We start from the raw sequence: 17,832 nt of genomic DNA, 5'->3' as shown, positions 1-17,832 counted from the left end.
CGGAAATAGAAATGCGAAATTTTATTCAGAAATAATTCTCTTCTGGAGACTATATTAAAAGTTTAAGTATGTCGATTTGGTATCAAGGAACCAATATAAAAATCGCAATCCCAACAAACACGAGAATTTGAAGCCACTTCAATATTTTTCCAACCGATTGATGTTTCAGAAGAAATTGCGAAACGCTTCCAGCTAATACTGCAATCGTACTAAATGTAATAAACGAAACGATCATAAATGTTATTCCGAGGATATAAAACTGGGAGACAGTATTTTCATTCAAATCCCATAAAAAAGCAGGGAAAAAGGCGAGAAAGAAAATCATAACTTTCGGATTCACTAAATTCATAAAAACGCCTTGCTTAAAAAGTTCCCAATTTGATTTTTTGGGTGCACTTTCCGAAAGATCGATACTAGCATCGCTTTTATAGACACTGTAGGCAAGGTAAAGCAAATACAGGGCGCCAAACACTTTGATTCCATAAAAAATCCCTTCCGAAGCTGTAATCAAAGCTGAAACGCCGAAGGCTAATAATGTAGTATGAACAATGCATCCGCTAATTAAACCCGCGGTGGTCGCAATACCACTTTTCGTTCCATTAATTAGTGACTGAGTAAGCACATAGATATTGTCGGGACCCGGTGATAGCGCTAAAGCCAGTGTTGCCAATGAAAAGGAAAGTAGGTTTTCAATCATCGAACTAGTCTTTTAATAGCGCTTTGTTTATGTCTTTTACAAGCTGCGGACCTTCGTAAATAAAACCTGTATACAATTGCACAAGACTTGCGCCTGCAGCAAGCTTTTCTAACGCATCATCTGCAGAATGGATTCCTCCAACACCGATAATTGGAAAGGCTTTATTGCTTTTTTCTGAAAGGAACCGAATCACTTCGGTAGAGCGCTTACCAAGAGGCTTACCACTCATGCCGCCCATTTCTTTTTTATTTTCTGAAGTGAGACCGTCTCTGGAAATAGTGGTGTTTGTTGCAATAATTCCGTCAATTTTGGTTTCTGAAACAATGTCGATAATATCCAGTAATTGCTCATTACTAAGATCAGGCGCGATTTTTAAGAGAATAGGTTTTCTAGCAGGCCTGGTATTGTTGTTATTCTGAAGGGTTTGCAATAATTTTGTTAGAGGCTCCTTGTCCTGAAGCTCCCGAAGATTAGGAGTATTAGGAGAACTCACATTTACAACAAAGTAATCGACATGATCGAATAATGCATCAAAACAGATCACATAATCATCTACCGCATCTTCATTGGGCGTTACTTTATTCTTACCAATATTACCGCCAATAAGTACATTCTGGTTTTTCTTTAATCGCTCTACAGCTTCGGAAACACCACCATTATTGAATCCCATCCGATTTACAATTGCAGAGTCTTCCTTTAATCGAAACAAGCGTTTTTTCGGGTTTCCAGCTTGTGGCTTTGGCGTCACAGTTCCAATTTCAATAAAGCCAAATCCGAAATCAGACAACTCCTTATACAATTTCGCATCCTTATCGAAACCAGCTGCGAGTCCCACGGGATTAGGGAATGTAAGGCCAAACAATTCTCTTTCAAGTTTCTTGTTTTTTACCAAATACATGCTTCGGAAAAGTCCTCCCAAGCCAAGACTGCTAAGAAAACGAATAAATGAAAAGGTAAAATGGTGAATTTTTTCCGGATCGAATAAGAAGAAAATCGGACGAGCAATCGCTTTATACATAGGTTGTAAAATCTGAAGCAAAAATAGTATTAAAGAATGTATTTATTATTTTGAATATGTTTTAATTTGCAGAGTAAATGAAATGCTATGATTGAAAAACAACACCTTATTAAACGATTTGTAAGTTATGTAACCGTAGACACTGAAAGTGATCCGGAAAGTGAGACAACTCCTAGTAGTGACAAACAGTGGGATCTTGCCAATGCATTAGTTGAAGAACTAAAACAGATAGGGATGGCAGATGTTACTATCGATGAGAACGCTTATATAATGGCAACTCTACCTTCGAATGTGGATCATGACACTCCGGTTATCGGATTTGTTTCCCATTTCGATACTACTCCCGATTTTACAGGTAAAAACGTAAATCCGCAGATTATTGAAAATTACGATGGTAAAGACATCGTATTAAATAAGGAACTGGATATTATTCTCTCGCCTGATGATTTTGATGATTTACTCTTATATAAAGGACAGACACTTATCACAACAGACGGAACTACCTTATTAGGAGCCGATGACAAGGCTGGAATCGCCGAAATTGTATCGGCAATGGAATACTTGATTAACCATCCGGAAATAAAACATGGTAAAATTAGAGTAGGTTTTACCCCAGATGAAGAAATTGGACGAGGCGCACACAAGTTTGATGTAGAAAAATTTGGAGCAGAATGGGCTTACACTATGGATGGAAGTCAGGTGGGTGAATTAGAATATGAAAATTTCAATGCTGCAGGTGCTATGGTCACGGTAAAAGGTAAAATCGTGCATCCGGGCTATGCAAAAGGGAAAATGGTGAATAGTATGTACATCGCTACCGATTTCATCAATTCACTCCCTAGACTGGAAACTCCAGAGCATACCGAAGACCGTCAAGGTTTCTTTCATCTATACAGCATCAAGGGTGAAGTGGATGGCACAAAGCTTCAATATATTATTCGCGATCATGACAAGGGTCATTTCGAAGCCCGTAAGGAAATGATACAACAACTAGCGGATGAGTTGAATGCACAATATGAAAAAGAGATGATTTCCGTAGAGATAAAAGATCAGTACTTTAATATGCGCGAAAAAGTGGAGCCGGTGATGCACATCGTCGATACGGCAGAGGAAGCTATGATAATGGCTGGTATAAAGCCACTTATAAAGCCTATTCGAGGTGGTACCGATGGATCTCAATTAAGCTTTATGGGACTTCCTTGTCCGAACATTTTTGCAGGCGGCCATAATTTTCATGGAAGGTATGAATACGTTCCTGTAGAGAGCATGCAGAAAGCAATCGAAGTTATTATAAACATCGCACAGCTCGTAGCGAAGAAGTAATTAGAGAACATATCTAAAATAAAAAACCTTCAGTTTTCACTGAAGGTTTTTTTAATATAGATGCCTAATAAGGTATCCTTATTTTTTAGCAGGAGTAGCCGGAGCATTCAATTTTGCGGTAAGCTCCATAGATAATGAAGATCTTTCAAACTTCATTTTCCCTGCACCAGATTCAATGATACACGTACCATCGTCATTTAGGTTCAGGAGTTTTCCATGTAAACCACTTTTAGTTATCACTTTATCTCCCTCTTTTAAAGTTTGGGAAAATTGCTTCTCTTGTTTTTGCTTTTTCATTTGAGGACGTATTAAAAATAAATACATCACCATGAATAAGAGAATAATAGGCAAAAAGCCTTGAATTTGCTCCATAATTATTGACTGCTATATATTAACTTGTTGGTAAAGAACCTTCTTTTGCATTAACAAAAGCCTTGATTACCAATGTTTCTTTTCCTTTTTCAGTATTAGCAGTAACAGTTACTGTTTTGCTTACCTGATTTTTTCCACTACCGTTAAACTTCACTAGTAACTCACCTGAATCACCTGGTGCAACTGGAGCCTTAGTGTATGTAGGTACTGTACAACCACAGCTACTTTTAGCGTCAACGATTACTAATGGCGCGTTACCCGTATTCGTAAATTTAAAAACGTGTTCAACATTTGTTCCTCCTTCGATTGTTCCGAAGTCAAATTCACTTTCTGCGAAAGTCATTACTGGCACATCACCAGATTTGGCATCACGGTCGGCAGCAGCAGCAACATTTTCTTCATTTACTTTATCCGCAGCGTTTTCCTTACAAGAAGTAAAAGCGAATACCGATAATACAGCTAATAATAAAATTGATTTTTTCATAGTTATTAAATTTAAATTTAAAGAGTTGCAAAAATACTAATTTTTTGCTTTTATTGAAGCCCTCTCCCAATTTTATTTAATTTCTTGGATGTCTCGAATTCTTTGACCAGCTTATCCAATATTCCATTAATGAACAGGCTGCTTTTTGGAGTAGAGTATTCTTTTGATATTTCGAGATATTCATTGATAGTAGCCCGAACTGGAATTGAAGGGAAGTACAAAAATTCTGCAATCCCCATTTTTAGTATAATTAAATCTACTTCTGCAATTCGTTCTTTATCCCAGTTTGGCGTTTTACCTTCAATTTCGGCAGAGAGTTTTTCCTCATTTAGAACCACTTTCCGTAATAATCTCAAGGCAAATTCGCGATCCTGTTCATCTTTATACAACTCAGGAACTAATGTAGCTGCTGCATTTTTTTCGTTGAGTTTCGACAACATTTTCACCAAAGCAGTGTTCACAATAGGAAAATCATCTACCCAAGTAAGTCGTTTATCCTCTAGATAATCGTATAATTTATCGTTTGGAGCAATGACCTCTTTAAACACTTTAATTATAAAAGCCTGATCATCTTTGAATGTAGTTTCAGGTAGAGACAAATAATCGGCGTACCATTCCTGTTCCCGTAAAGAATTGAATAATACCGCCACATATTCACCATCCTGTGCCCAATAATTTAATTTTTTCCTTTTAATAGTTTCTGAAAGAATTGGATTGGAGGCGATTAATCGCAGCATTTTATTTTCAATAAATGTCCTGCTCGGATTTTTCTCTAGGGCTGTTGGGAGGTGTTTTTTTTGTGAAACAATCAGATAATTTTCGGCATGATTTCTCATTTCGACCATAAGCTGAAGCATTAGCAAATACAAATCAAGCATTTGCTCTATGCTATAGAAAAGAAATTTCTCCTGCTTATCAAGGTCTGAATACTCTGTTTGATTAAAAGCGTAAACAGATTGTAATACTTTAACTCTTATATGTCTTCTTGTAAGCATATTTTAAAAGAACTTATTTCTGAAATTTAACAACAAATAAAGCAATTCCGCTTCACGCGGAATAACCAAAACGCACAGCTATTCACATATGCATTGCAAAGATATACTTTTAAAAAATTGAAAACTATTTTTCTTTCTTCCTTGAGTCAATTCTCGCTTGTGCAACTGCCAAAGCCGCTTGATGCGTGGTCATATTCCCCGCCTCTGCGTTGGTCAAAATCTCCAGAGTAGTATTGTAAATATTTTCAGTTTTTCGAATAATTTCTTGTCGGCCGTAATTTTCTAATTCCGCGTAAACATTAATTATCCCACCGGCGTTGATCAAGAAATCGGGAGCATACACGATGCCTTTTTCTCGCAATAGCATCCCATGTTTATTTTCATCAGCTAATTGGTTGTTAGCGGCTCCTGCAATAACCTTAGCGGTTATTTGATTAATAGTTTCATCATTCACAGTTGCGCCTAAAGCACATGGAGCATAAATGTCCATTTTCTCAGCATAGAGATTATTCCCTTCATAAATAGTAACACTATATTTGTCTCGAACTTCTTCTAGTCGCTCTCTATTTATATCTGAAATATAGATTTTAGCACCTTCGTTAGTAAGATTTTCAACTAATGCTTCACCTACATTTCCAATTCCTTGTACATATACGACCTTGTCTTCAAGCACATCGCTTCCATAAGCGAATTTAGCCGCAGCCTTCATTCCCATAAACACACCGTAAGCTGTAATTGGTGAAGGATTTCCCGAACCACCAATTTCTTCAGAAATACCCGTAACAAAAGGAGTTACAGTACGCACAAGATCCATATCCTTAGTTTCCATCCCGACATCTTCAGCTGTGATATATCTTCCACTAAGCGAATGCACAAACTCACCAAAACGAAGCATTAATTCAGGAGTTTTTTGCGTTTTAGCATTTCCTATTATGACAGCCTTTCCACCTCCCAGATTAAGTCCGGTAACGGCCGATTTAAAAGTCATCCCGCGCGATAGTCTTAATACATCATTTAGCGCTTCCCATTCACTGTTATATTGCCACATTCGTGTGCCTCCCAATGCAGGTCCCAATACTGTATTGTGTATTCCAATTATTGCTTTTAAACCTGTATCTTTGTCGTTGCAAAAAACGATTTGCTCGTGATTATCAAAAGATAATTGTCCAAAAACCGGATCGAATTTCTTTAATTCATTTGGAGTCATTATTTCTGTCTGCATAGTATGATAAATTTAGGATTCCTTAAAAAGGACTGGCAAAAATAGTGGTTAACTAACAATACTGCAAAATAATTGTTGTTAAATTAAGAATTTGTTAATAAAATTTTAGTAATAAATGAAAGAACTCCAGTATCTTAACCGCTATTTTTATAAGTATAGAGGTCGTTTGATTTTTGGATTACTTATTACAATTATCGCAAGGATATTTGCTTTACTCACACCTAAATTTATTGGTGACTCTACAGATATTGTAGAAAAATACATCAATGGTGAATTAACGGATCTTGCGTATGTAAAATCAGAATTGTTAACCAATATTCTTCTCATTTTAGGTACAACAATTCTTGCCGCCTTCTTTACATTTTTAATGCGACAAGCAATAATCGTCGTTTCCCGTTATATTGAATTCGACTTAAAGAATGAAATTTTCAAACAGTATGAAAGGCTCTCTCTCGGTTTTTATAAAAACAATCGAACGGGAGATCTTATGAATAGAATTAGTGAGGACGTTTCGAAGGTACGTATGTACGCCGGACCGGCAATCATGTATAGTGTCACCACTGTAACTCTGTTTATTGTGGTTATAAGCTATATGTTTTATACAGCTCCCGTACTCACCCTCTATGCAATTGCACCCTTACCTGTTTTGTCGATCGCAGTGTATAGACTAAGTGTTGCAATTCATAAACGCAGCACCGTGGTACAGCAATATTTATCTAAACTCACATCATTTACACAGGAAAGTTTTAGTGGGATAGCGGTGATAAAGGCTTACGGAATTGAAGGCCGAACTAACATTGAATTTGCAGAACTCGCCAAAGGCAGTAAAGAAAAAAATATTGATTTAGCGAAAGTACAAGCGCTGTTCTTCCCACTAATGATGTTGCTTATTGGCGCCAGTAACCTGATGGTTATATATGTAGGCGGCAACCAGTTTATGGAAGATAAAATCGACTTTGGAACCATCGTTGAATTTCTTATCTATGTAAATATGCTTACTTGGCCTGTAGCAGTAGTTGGTTGGGTGACCTCAATGATACAACAGGCAGCGGCTTCCCAAAAACGGATCAATGAATTTTTAATGGAAGAACCCGCTATTAAAAATACTGTGGATAAAAGCACCCCTATTAATGGTAGAATAGCCTTTAAAGACTTGTCATTCACATATACCGACACCAATATCACGGCTTTAAAAAATGTTTCATTTGAAGTTAAACCAGGCGAAACTTTATCAATCATCGGAAATACAGGATCGGGGAAATCAACCATCCTTGAACTCATAGGACGTTTATATGATGTTGAAGAAGGACAATTGACAATAGACGACGCAAAAATAACGGATTTGAATCTACGGGATTTAAGATATAGTATTGGTTACGTTCCTCAAGATGCTTTTCTTTTTAGTGATACGATTAGTAATAATATAAAATTTGGTAAGGAAGCGGCCTCCGAAAAGGAGGTAATTGAAGCCGCTAAACTTGCTTCAGTACATAAGAATATTGAAGGTTTTAGTAAAGGTTATGATACTATATTAGGAGAAAGAGGTATCACACTTAGTGGAGGCCAAAAACAGCGAGTATCTATCGCAAGAGCTGTTATTAAAAACCCACAGATTTTGTTATTTGACGATTGTTTATCGGCGGTAGATACCGAGACAGAGGAAGAAATCCTACAAAATTTACACCGCATCTCACAGAATAAAACAACGATAATAGTAAGTCACCGGATATCTTCAGCCAAAAATGCGGACAAGATTATAGTGTTAGAAGAAGGAAAAATCATTCAGCAAGGCACTCATAATGAGCTTGTAAACGTAGATGGCTATTACAAAGAGCTTTACATAAAACAACTTTCAGAAAAAGAAATTTAAGTTAAAGTTGCCATATTTGGTTTTTTTTTAGATTTTTGAGCAACGCTATAAATAAATTAAAACTATGAGTGAGCAGTATTCAATGGAGCAAGAAGAGATATTTTCTAAGGTAATGCGAGCAGGAAGACGCACCTATTTTTTTGATGTGCGATCTACTAAAGCAGGTGATTATTATCTAACCATCACTGAGAGTAAGAAGTTCACAAACGACGACGGCTCATTTCATTATAAAAAACACAAGATTTATCTCTATAAAGAGGATTTTTCAGAATTTCAAGATAGCTTGAACGAAATGATTCAATATATTATTGATGAAAAAGGAGACGAGGTAATTAGCGAACGTCATCAAAAAGATTTCAAAAAAGAATCTGATATGACTCCATCTGAAGTCAGTACGGAAAACGACGAGCCTTCAACTTCAAGCTTTACAGATGTAAGTTTCGACGATATTTAATAGTTAAACCAACCAAAATTAACTATTTGCAGAACCGTTCTCAATACTCTTGGGAACGGTTTTTTATTTTTTATATTTAGGTCGCAATAAAAACAAAATGATGAGAACCCTTCTTTACCTAAGCTTTTTACTTTCTTACTTTCTAACAGCAGCTCAGGATTTTAAGGTCGATCTGTCTTATTATTTACCACAAAATATCACCTACAATGACAAAACGCCCACGCCAAAAAGTATTATAAGACATGAAGTTGGTGATTGGCATATTACACATGATAAGCTTTTACAATATATGTATGCACTTGCCGAGGCTAGTGATCGTATTAGTATTGAAGATAGAGGAACAACGTTCGAAGGTCGTCCTTTGATATTATTAACCATTACAAGTCCTAAAAATCACAGCAATCTCGAATCGATCCGACAATCTCATCTCGAACTAACAGAGAAAAATCCTTCAAATCTCGATACGAATTCTATGCCTGTTGTAGTGTATCAAGGTTTCTCGATTCATGGAAATGAACCCAGCGGCTCCAATGCTGCTCTCGCTGTGGCTTACTACTTGGCGGCAGCCCAAGGCCCGAAAATTGACGAACTACTTGACAACACTGTGATACTTTTTGACCCTTCTCTCAATCCTGACGGTTTGCAAAGGTTCGCGTATTGGGCAAATTCCAATAAAAGTAAAAACATAAATCCCGATCCCAACGACCGTGAGTACGATGAAGTCTGGCCTGGAGGACGAACTAACCACTATTGGTTCGATATGAACCGCGATTGGCTACCTGTACAACTTCCTGAAAGTCGGGCCCGTATTGAGACCTTTCATAATTGGTATCCTAATATTCTAACCGATCATCATGAAATGGGTACGAATTCAAGTTTCTTTTTTCAACCGGGAATTCCTTCACGAACTCATCCGTTAACACCACAAAAAAATCAAGACTTGACCGTGGCAATTGGTAAATTTCATGCCCAGGCCTTCGATAAGATTGGTAGTTTGTATTATTCTGAAGAGGATTTCGACGATTTCTACTATGGTAAAGGCTCCACCTTTCCTGATATCAATGGAAGTATTGGTATTCTATTTGAACAAGCCTCGTCTCGCGGGCATGCTCAGGAAAGCAAGAATGGAATCTTAACATTTCCTTTTACTATCCGCAATCAATGTACTGCAGCACTCTCTACTCTTGAAGCTGCCGTTTCAATGAGAAAAGAGCTCTTGGACTATCAACGTAAGTTTTATTCCGAAGCCCGAAATGAAGGAAGCTCGGGAGGTGCCATTATTTTTGGAGATGAAAAAGATGCCTCTAAGGCTTATCATTTAGCTGAAATACTTCAGAGGCATAAGATTGAAATCCATGAATTGAAAGAAAATTTCTCTTCTAATGGAAAAAACTTTAAAAAAGGATATAGTTATGTTATTCCGAAGAACCAACGACAACATAGATTGATCAATGCCATGTTTGAAAAACGAACACAGTTTAGAGATAGTCTCTTCTACGACATTAGTGCATGGACGTTTCCACTAGCATTTAACCTCGATTATGATGAATCCGGGACTATGAGTAAGGCCGGAGATAAAATCACAGATTTACAAAAGCCACAATCAACCATTCCCACCCAATCCAATTATGCTTATCTAATGGAATGGCATGAATATTATAGTCCGAAAGCGCTTCAAATGATCCTTCAAAAAGGACTTAGAGCCAAGGTGGGCATGTCGGCATTTTCAGCAGGAAATAAAAACTACGACTACGGCACCATTCTAATTCCGGTGCGGAATCAGGAATTATCGGCTTCAGACTTGCATGCTTTTCTTTCCGAAGTAACAAAAGAAACAAATGTGAAAATTCATAGTGTTGCTACAGGACTTAATCAAGGGATTGATCTGGGCAGTAGTAAATTTAAAGCACTAGAACTTCCTAAAGTTGCAATGCTGGTTGGCGAGGGAATTAACAGCTATGATGCCGGAGAAATGTGGCATTTATTTGATCAGCGATACGATATTTTACTTACAAAATTGGACACTAAAGACTTGGCCCGTGCCGATTTAAGTCGGTACACCGATATTATAGTTCCTAGCACGTCTGGAAGTGAGTTAGGCGATGAAATCGTCAAGGATTTAAAAAGTTGGGTGCAGAACGGAGGTACATTAATAGCCTATAGGAATGCGGGAAAATGGCTTGATAAAACTAAAATGCTAAAAATTCCATTTAAAACCTTAAAAGATACTGCAAGAAATATCACTTTTGAGCAAAAACGGGCGTTTTCGGGTGCAAAAGTAATTGGAGGTGCAATTTTTGAAACAAAACTGGATCGCTCCCACCCCATTGCTTTTGGGTATAAAAATGAAACTTTACCGATTTTCAGAAATACTACACTTTTTGTGGAAGCCGACAAAACAAGTTACAATAACCCAATTCAATACACCGACAACCCCTTGTTAAGTGGTTATATTTCTCAAGTCAATTTGAAAGAACTTGGAAATACAGTGCCTTTTAAAACAGGAAGAATGGGGAAAGGGCGTATTATTTATTTTACAGACAACACTAATTTTAGAGCATTTTGGTATGGCACTAATAAATTGCTGATGAATGCTATTTTCTTCGGAAATGAAATGTAGCTCCATGTTGCTTTATTCTTAGCTAATTTTCCCAATCAAACTAAGCCATATTTTTTAGGGGCCACTAGTTCTGAAAATCATATCTTTGCGGCTTTTTAAGCGAAAACTATGTTGCAGAAAACGATCAAGAATTTCACTCAGAATCCAAAAAACGATATACTTTCCGGATTAACAGTAGCATTGGCGTTAATACCGGAAGCTGTAGCCTTTGCCTTTGTGGCGGGGATAGACCCTTTAGTTGGTTTATACGGCGCTTTTATGATGGGAATAATCACATCTTTATTTGGTGGTCGTCCTGGAATGATCTCAGGGGCAACAGGAGCTATGGCTGTTGTTATGGTGCATTTGATTCAGAAAGGAAACGAGGTTGGTGATGCGCTAGCCGTTCCAATTGAAAACTTAGGCCTTCAATGGCTATTTATAACGCTTTTGTTCGTTGGTGCTATTCAAATTGCTGCAGGAGTTTTTCGTTTAGGAAAATTTGTTCGATTGATTCCGCATCCTGTAATGATGGGATTTGTAAACGGACTTGCGATTGTGATTTTCTTATCGCAATTGGGACTCTTCAAAGAAAATGTAGATGGAAATCAAGTGTATATGCAAGGCACTCAGCTTTGGATTATGCTCGTACTTGTTTTACTCACGATGGGCATAATGTTTGGTCTTCCGAAGCTTACTAAAAAAGTACCCGCAGCACTTGTAGCTATTGTTGTCGTTGCTTCCGTAACCATATTTGGAGGTGTTGATGTAAGCACCGTTGGATCATTTATAAAAGATGGTGGAGGTGCAGGATTACAAGGAGGGCTTCCTTCTTTTCAAAGTCAAATCTTTGGACTATTAGATACTTTAAAAGGAAATTGGGGTCTCATATTTTCTACTGCTTCTATATTGGCGGCAGTTGGACTTATTGAATCCTTAATGACTCTTAACTTAATTGACGAAATGACCGAAACCCGTGGAAGCGGAAACCGTGAATGTGTTGCACAGGGTTGCGCAAATATACTCAACGGTCTTTTTGGAGGTATGGGTGGTTGTGCAATGATTGGTCAATCAATTATTAATGTTAATTCAGGTGGTCGAGGTCGTTTATCTGGTGCAGTAGCAGCAGTAGCTTTACTGTGTTTTATTCTATTTGGAGCACCACTAATCGAACAAATACCTATTGCAGCTTTAGTTGGTGTAATGTTTATGGTAGTAATTGGCACCTTCGCATGGAGTAGTTTTAGGATATTACATAAAATACCATTATCGGATGCTATTGTATTGATTGCTGTCTCGGCGATAACTGTTTGGCAGGATCTTGCGATTGCTGTAATCGCTGGTGTAATAATGTCTGCACTGGTCTTTGCCTGGAAAAATGCAACTATGATTCGAGCACGAAAACATCTTAAAGATGATGGAACTAAGGTGTATACAGTATGGGGGCCGTTGTTCTTCGGATCTGTACAAAACTTCAACACGAAATTCGATCCAAAAACTGATCCTGAAAGGGTCGAAATTGATTTTATGGAATCGAAAGTTAGTGATCATTCGGGTGTGGAGGCACTTCGGAATATCGCAAACAAATATATGGACCTTGGGAAAGAAGTGAAATTAACGCATTTGAGTCCAGATTGTAAAACGCTGCTACTAAAGTGGAATCCAGAATTTGAAACCATTATCGAACATAATATTGATGATCCGCGTTACTACGTAATGACAGATACCTTAGACAGTGAGGTTTAGCCGAAAAATATCATTGTTAATTAATTTTTAAAATTAAATCAGTTCTCTATTTAATAACTACTTTAGCCTGAATTTAATAGAATCGAATGAAAGTTTTAAGACTACTCTTTATAAGTGTTTTTTTCTTTTTTACCTCACAGTTTGTGTATGCGCAAACAGATAGCACCACTACCGTTACAGATACCATTAGTAACGATCAGCTTTTAAAGAAGTTGTCGGATATGGAGAAACAACGAATTGTTGATTCTATTCGAAAAGTCAATCTGGAAGCGGAAATCGTATCATTACAATCTACCGATGAGACAAAAAGAGCGCAGCTCGAAGAACAATTACAATCAATCAATCAGCAAGAAGAAGAATTTACTAAGCAGAGAAGATCGCAAATCGAAGCTCTAAAGAAGAGTACGAAGGGATACCCCGTAACTGGATTTTTTAACGACACCTTATTTTTAATACATAATAAATTAGGGAGTTTTTCCCCTATGGAGCGTGCAGATGCTATAAGCAGACGTATAAAACGACTACCGGAAGTTCTGGAATTTTCGGCCGATTCATTAAAATTGGTTGAAGCAGAAACCACTTTCGACATTACGTATGGCGAACGCATCATTTTAAGTGTTTCTGAAAATGATGCTCTTTGGAACGACAATACTACTTATGGATTGGCAAAGAACTACAAAACAATAATAGGTGAATCTGTAACAAGATATCGAAGCGAAACAAGCCTTTTTACTATTGGTAAGGGAATTGGGCTTGCGTTTTTAGTAATCATCATCATTGGGCTTATTATCAAGTATATAATTCGGCTATTTAAATGGTCTGCGGTAAAAATTCAGGAGCAAGAGAATAAATACATCAAAGGAATCAAATTTAAAAACTACACTTTATTTGATTCCAAAAGACAGATAACTGCACTGTTATTAGTAAATAGAATACTTAAATGGATTGTTATTTTATTGGCCATTTATATTGCCTTACCAATCTTATTCGGCCTTTTCCCTTGGACACAAAATTTTGCCGATACTTTATTTGGTTATATTCTGAATCCAATTAAAAACATCCTTGTTAGTTTTTGGAATTTTTTACCTAACCTCATCACTATTGTTGTGATAGTTTTTGTCTTTAGATATGTTCTGAAGGGGATTCGGTTTTTAAAAGACGAGATTGCAAAAGGTAATTTACATCTCAACGGATTCTACCCGGATTGGGCAAACCCTACCTATCAGATTGTTCGGGTTTTGGTAGTCGCGTTTATGATTGTGGTTATTTTCCCTTACCTACCTGGAAGTGACTCCCCTATTTTTCAAGGGATTTCGGTCTTTTTAGGATTTTTATTCACCTTCGGATCTGCAGGATCACTATCTAATTTAATAGCAGGATTGGTTTTAACCTATATGCGGTTATTCCGAATAGGAGACCGTGTAAAGATTGGTGAAGTTGTAGGAGATGTAATAGAAAAATCCTCGCTAGTCACCAGAGTTCGAACCATCAAGAATGAAATAATTTCTATCCCAAATTCAACGGTAATGAACAGTCATACTATTAACTATAGTAGTGATGCGCCTGAAAAAGGGCTTATAATTCACACTACTGTGACCATTGGTTACGACGTACCCTGGAAAGACATGTACCAAACCTTGATCGACGCTGCCTTAAGAACCGACCTAGTATTGAAAGAACCCGCTCCCTTTGTATTGCAAACCAGTTTGGAAGACTTTTATGTCGCTTATCAAATCAACGCATATATTCGTGAAGCCAATAAACAGGCTGTTATTTATTCGAACCTACACCAAAATATTCAGGATGTTTGTAATGAGAATGGTATCGAAATTCTTTCGCCACATTATAGAGCCGCCCGAGATGGCAATATGAGTACGATTCCTTCCGATTATCTACCGGAAGATTATGAAGCGCCAAGTTTCAATATTAAAAAAGAAAAATAACCCTCACTTTTGATTTCAGAAATAACTAAGAATATAATAATTACCTATAAAGTTGTATATACAACTAATTGTTATACATTTGTAGCATGAGTTCTGAAGCACATAAATTATCCTTTAGTCCAAGAGAATGTTTATCCGGAAAAATTGGTCGGATCAATAGGCTAACAGCAAACATATTTAGGAAATATATCGCGCCTTTTGGTGTTACCGACAGTCAGCTGACTTTACTCTTTATTCTCTCTTCCGGAATGGAACTCACGCAGAAAGAACTTTCAGACATAGCGAAATTGGAAAAATCTTCCGTGAACCGAAACTTAAAACGCCTTATTGAGTCTGATTATATCACTCGGAAATATTTTCCGAAGTTAAAAATCACTTCAACAGGAAAAAAATTAGTGACTAACATCTTACCTGAATGGGAAAAAGCAATGGCAGAAATAACCAATCTGTTAGGTTCAGAAGGTGTTTCTGCCGTAAATACCATCCATTCGAAACTAACTAAAAACATTTCTTAAAACCACCTTATGGGATTACAACTTGCATACATCGGACTTTCAATCATCATGTTTCTTATTATACTTCGCATAGGATTTACGGCGATTAATGGAGCTTTTGGAAAGACACCCAAAGCACATAAAAAGAAATTACTCTTAGTCATACTATTGTTACTATGGCAAGTGTACGTCATTGGAATCGCCGCGACAGGGATTCTGCAGAACTTCGATTTACCGCCTCGTTTTTTTATATTTCTAATACTTCCTGCATTTACTTTCACCGGAATTTTTATCTATAAAAACCGTAATAATTCCTGGATACATCACATTCCTAAAAGTTGGTTAGTTTACTATCAAAGCTTTCGGATTTTCATAGAATCCATTTTTGTTTGGACCGTCGCTATGGGTATTCTCACACCTATTGTGACAGTTAAAGGCTACAATTACGATATGATATTTGCTTTTACAGCCCCCGTGCTTGCAGTACTAGTATTTAAAATGAACGTTCTTCCCGAAAAATTCTTGATTTTTTGGAACTATCTTGGGCTTGTCGTGATCGCTGTTATCATATTTTTATTCCTTTCTTCGGTCTACGCGCCACATTTATACGGTAGCGATGTACCATTACTTTCAACAGACTTTATTGTTTATCCTTATGTACTTGTACCTGCATTTCTAATGCCAAGCGCGGTATTTATTCATGTTTTGAGTATTGTTCAATTAACTAAATCCAGAAAAAATGAAGGATAAGATAATAGTAATTACAGGAGGTAGTAAAGGAATTGGCAGGGCATTGGTTGCGCAATTGGCATCGGATAATACCTTGATCATTTGTGGTCGGACTCAAAAATCTCTCGATAGATGCAAAAAAGAGTTTCCGTCTATTTATACCGTAAAAGCAGACATTTCTAAAGAAACGGGACGTGACAAACTCGTTGAATTTGTAAAGGATCACTTCGGAAGTATGGACGTTTTGATTAACAATGCAGGGGTTTCCAGCTTTACCGATCTTTCAGAAGTTATCGCCATAGAAAAAAGTCATGATATGGAAATCAATTTTGAAGGCACCGTGATACTCACTGCTCAATGTATTCCCTTACTTCGGAAGAGTAAAGACGCTTCAATTGTGGTAGTAACTTCGATTCTTGCCAAGGTGCCAGTGTACGTATTACCATTGTACTCGGCTTCTAAAGCTGCACTTCACTCCTATTGCATCTCCTTACGTGAACAGCTAAAGAATATTAGTGTGATCGAAGTCCTGCCTCCACTCGTCGATACTGATTTCACCAAGGATATTGTATCGAATTCCAAGATGAATCCCGAAAAAGTAGCTTCAGATATAATTAATGGCCTGGAACGAAAGAAAAAGGAGATTTATCCGGGCGTGGCAAAAACAGCTAATGTCATGAACTTATTTTTTCCGAAGAAAATAGCCAAGATTGTAAACAACCCATAAAGCATCGAGATTTCTTCCCTACTTAAGCTCCGCTTTTTGTCTTTGAATAAGGTGATTGATTTTAATTTAGTTTCTTTGCGCTATGAATCTCAATCCTGATATTTTAAAGCATATCGAATTACTAGTTGGGAGTATTGGAGTAATTTTAAGCTTATTTTTCGCCATTTTTCTACTTAGCAATCGGAAACAGCAACCTAAAGCCAATACCTTCTTAGCCCTCTATCTTCTGGCTTTTAGTCTCCGCATAGGGAAATCTCTGTTTTATAACTACTTCCCTATCGATCCCATAATTCGAAATATGTTTCTGGGTATCTTATTGGCTATAGGACCTTCCGTATGGTTTTATGTTTCTCTTCTAAAGAATCCTAATAAAGAATTGCGCTTTAAATCTTACATATGGCATTACGTTCCAATGTTTGTTGTGATTGGCTGTTGCTGGTTTATTCCGAATGATTCGGGAACTATTTCTCGCATATTTTACTACAGTTTGATAGTGCATATGGCAATATATAGTAGCTATTCCCTCTTTTTTCTTCTGAAGAACAAGCCAACACTAGCTAGTTCTAAGGAAGTCAAAATCCACAAATGGTTATTGTTTTTCGTGATTACCACCCTAATTATGCTGCTTATCTCTATTTTAATCTCAACGAGAATTATCCCCTATTATTTAGGAATCGCTTTTTTGTTTTCGGTCGTGGTGATTTGTTTTTCGATATGGGCATTGAAAAATCCGTTTTTGTTTAAGCTTGAAACCGAAAAGTACTCGAACTCTTCACTGAATAAATCTGAAGCAGAAGACCATATTCTTAAACTGAATCAGTTAATGAACGATGAAAAATTATACCTCGATCCTGAACTAAAACTGTCCAAATTAAGTAAGAAGATTGGAGTTTCATCAAAATTGCTTTCGCAAGCGATAAACCAGATAGAAAACATCAATTATTCACAGTATATCACCCAGTATCGTGTGGAAGAAGCTAAAAAAAGACTAGCTTCGGAAGCATTCGAAAACTATAAAATTTCTGCGATAGCCTACGACAGCGGATTTAACAGTCTGTCCTCCTTCAATGCTGCCTTTAAGAAACATACTTCTATTACAGCAGTGCAATTCCGGAAGAATGAAGGAAAAAAGTAAATCAGTAATTCCCTAAAAACTTAA

Annotated in this window: 16 protein-coding genes; 10 read left to right on the top strand and 6 right to left on the bottom strand. The window is 37.1% G+C overall.

All coding sequences use genetic code 11. The features are described from left to right. Nucleotides 1-82 precede the first annotated feature (82 nt). Complete coding sequence (locus BXY75_RS13960; RefSeq protein WP_121908373.1) at nucleotides 83-697, bottom strand: LysE family translocator; 615 nt, start codon at nucleotides 695-697, stop codon at nucleotides 83-85. 4 nt (nucleotides 698-701) lie between these two features. Beyond that, on the bottom strand, nucleotides 702-1,715 hold the full coding sequence (locus BXY75_RS13955) for a quinone-dependent dihydroorotate dehydrogenase (RefSeq protein WP_121908372.1): 1,014 nt from the start codon (nucleotides 1,713-1,715) through the stop codon (nucleotides 702-704). 87 nt (nucleotides 1,716-1,802) lie between these two features. Here BXY75_RS13955 and pepT point away from each other — a divergent pair, with 87 nt between their 5' ends. Next, complete coding sequence (gene pepT / locus BXY75_RS13950) at nucleotides 1,803-3,038, top strand: peptidase T (protein WP_121908371.1); 1,236 nt, start codon at nucleotides 1,803-1,805, stop codon at nucleotides 3,036-3,038. A 78-nt stretch (nucleotides 3,039-3,116) separates the two neighbouring features. Here the strand turns inward: pepT and yajC are convergent, their stop codons facing one another. The 4 genes from yajC to BXY75_RS13930 form a co-directional block, all read right to left on the bottom strand. Further along, nucleotides 3,117-3,410, bottom strand: coding sequence for a preprotein translocase subunit YajC (gene yajC / locus BXY75_RS13945; RefSeq protein ID WP_121908370.1), 294 nt, complete (start codon nucleotides 3,408-3,410; stop codon nucleotides 3,117-3,119). 19 nt (nucleotides 3,411-3,429) lie between these two features. Beyond that, entirely contained in the window at nucleotides 3,430-3,894 is a 465-nt protein-coding gene (locus BXY75_RS13940; RefSeq protein WP_121908369.1) for a DUF1573 domain-containing protein, read from the bottom strand. A 50-nt stretch (nucleotides 3,895-3,944) separates the two neighbouring features. After that, nucleotides 3,945-4,889: a transcription antitermination factor NusB gene (gene nusB, locus BXY75_RS13935; RefSeq protein ID WP_121908368.1), complete on the bottom strand. Its 945-nt coding sequence runs from the start codon at nucleotides 4,887-4,889 to the stop codon at nucleotides 3,945-3,947. A 124-nt stretch (nucleotides 4,890-5,013) separates the two neighbouring features. After that, on the bottom strand, nucleotides 5,014-6,111 hold the full coding sequence (locus BXY75_RS13930) for a Glu/Leu/Phe/Val family dehydrogenase (protein WP_121908367.1): 1,098 nt from the start codon (nucleotides 6,109-6,111) through the stop codon (nucleotides 5,014-5,016). Between the two features lie 115 nt (nucleotides 6,112-6,226). On the opposite strand from BXY75_RS13930, the gene BXY75_RS13925 reads away from it, so the two are divergent. The 9 genes from BXY75_RS13925 to BXY75_RS13885 all read left to right on the top strand — a co-directional run bounded on the left by BXY75_RS13925 (nucleotide 6,227) and on the right by BXY75_RS13885 (nucleotide 17,808). Next, entirely contained in the window at nucleotides 6,227-7,981 is a 1,755-nt protein-coding gene (locus BXY75_RS13925) for an ABC transporter ATP-binding protein (protein ID WP_121908366.1), read from the top strand. Between the two features lie 64 nt (nucleotides 7,982-8,045). Continuing rightward, entirely contained in the window at nucleotides 8,046-8,435 is a 390-nt protein-coding gene (locus BXY75_RS13920) for a PUR family DNA/RNA-binding protein (protein ID WP_121908365.1), read from the top strand. Between the two features lie 100 nt (nucleotides 8,436-8,535). Continuing rightward, nucleotides 8,536-11,055, top strand: a complete 2,520-nt coding sequence (locus tag BXY75_RS13915; RefSeq protein ID WP_121908446.1) for a M14 family zinc carboxypeptidase — start codon at nucleotides 8,536-8,538, stop codon at nucleotides 11,053-11,055. A 108-nt stretch (nucleotides 11,056-11,163) separates the two neighbouring features. Then, complete coding sequence (locus BXY75_RS13910; protein WP_121908364.1) at nucleotides 11,164-12,780, top strand: SulP family inorganic anion transporter; 1,617 nt, start codon at nucleotides 11,164-11,166, stop codon at nucleotides 12,778-12,780. An 86-nt stretch (nucleotides 12,781-12,866) separates the two neighbouring features. After that, nucleotides 12,867-14,723: a mechanosensitive ion channel family protein gene (locus tag BXY75_RS13905; protein ID WP_121908363.1), complete on the top strand. Its 1,857-nt coding sequence runs from the start codon at nucleotides 12,867-12,869 to the stop codon at nucleotides 14,721-14,723. Between the two features lie 86 nt (nucleotides 14,724-14,809). Beyond that, complete coding sequence (locus tag BXY75_RS13900) at nucleotides 14,810-15,238, top strand: MarR family winged helix-turn-helix transcriptional regulator (RefSeq protein ID WP_121908362.1); 429 nt, start codon at nucleotides 14,810-14,812, stop codon at nucleotides 15,236-15,238. A 9-nt stretch (nucleotides 15,239-15,247) separates the two neighbouring features. After that, the gene (locus tag BXY75_RS13895; protein ID WP_121908361.1) at nucleotides 15,248-15,967 is read left to right on the top strand and encodes a hypothetical protein; all 720 of its coding nucleotides are present in this window, start codon (nucleotides 15,248-15,250) and stop codon (nucleotides 15,965-15,967) included. Then, nucleotides 15,957-16,673: an SDR family oxidoreductase gene (locus BXY75_RS13890; RefSeq protein ID WP_121908360.1), complete on the top strand. Its 717-nt coding sequence runs from the start codon at nucleotides 15,957-15,959 to the stop codon at nucleotides 16,671-16,673. The genes BXY75_RS13895 and BXY75_RS13890 overlap by 11 nt, the downstream gene beginning before the upstream one ends. An 82-nt stretch (nucleotides 16,674-16,755) precedes the next feature. Beyond that, the gene (locus BXY75_RS13885) at nucleotides 16,756-17,808 is read left to right on the top strand and encodes a helix-turn-helix domain-containing protein (RefSeq protein WP_121908359.1); all 1,053 of its coding nucleotides are present in this window, start codon (nucleotides 16,756-16,758) and stop codon (nucleotides 17,806-17,808) included. Nucleotides 17,809-17,832 lie beyond the last annotated feature (24 nt).

Source organism: Ulvibacter antarcticus, assembly GCF_003688405.1.
GTDB classification, from domain to species: domain Bacteria; phylum Bacteroidota; class Bacteroidia; order Flavobacteriales; family Flavobacteriaceae; genus Ulvibacter; species Ulvibacter antarcticus.
Note: the sequence above shows the minus strand (reverse complement) of the source record. Positions and strands in the feature narration are given on the sequence as shown.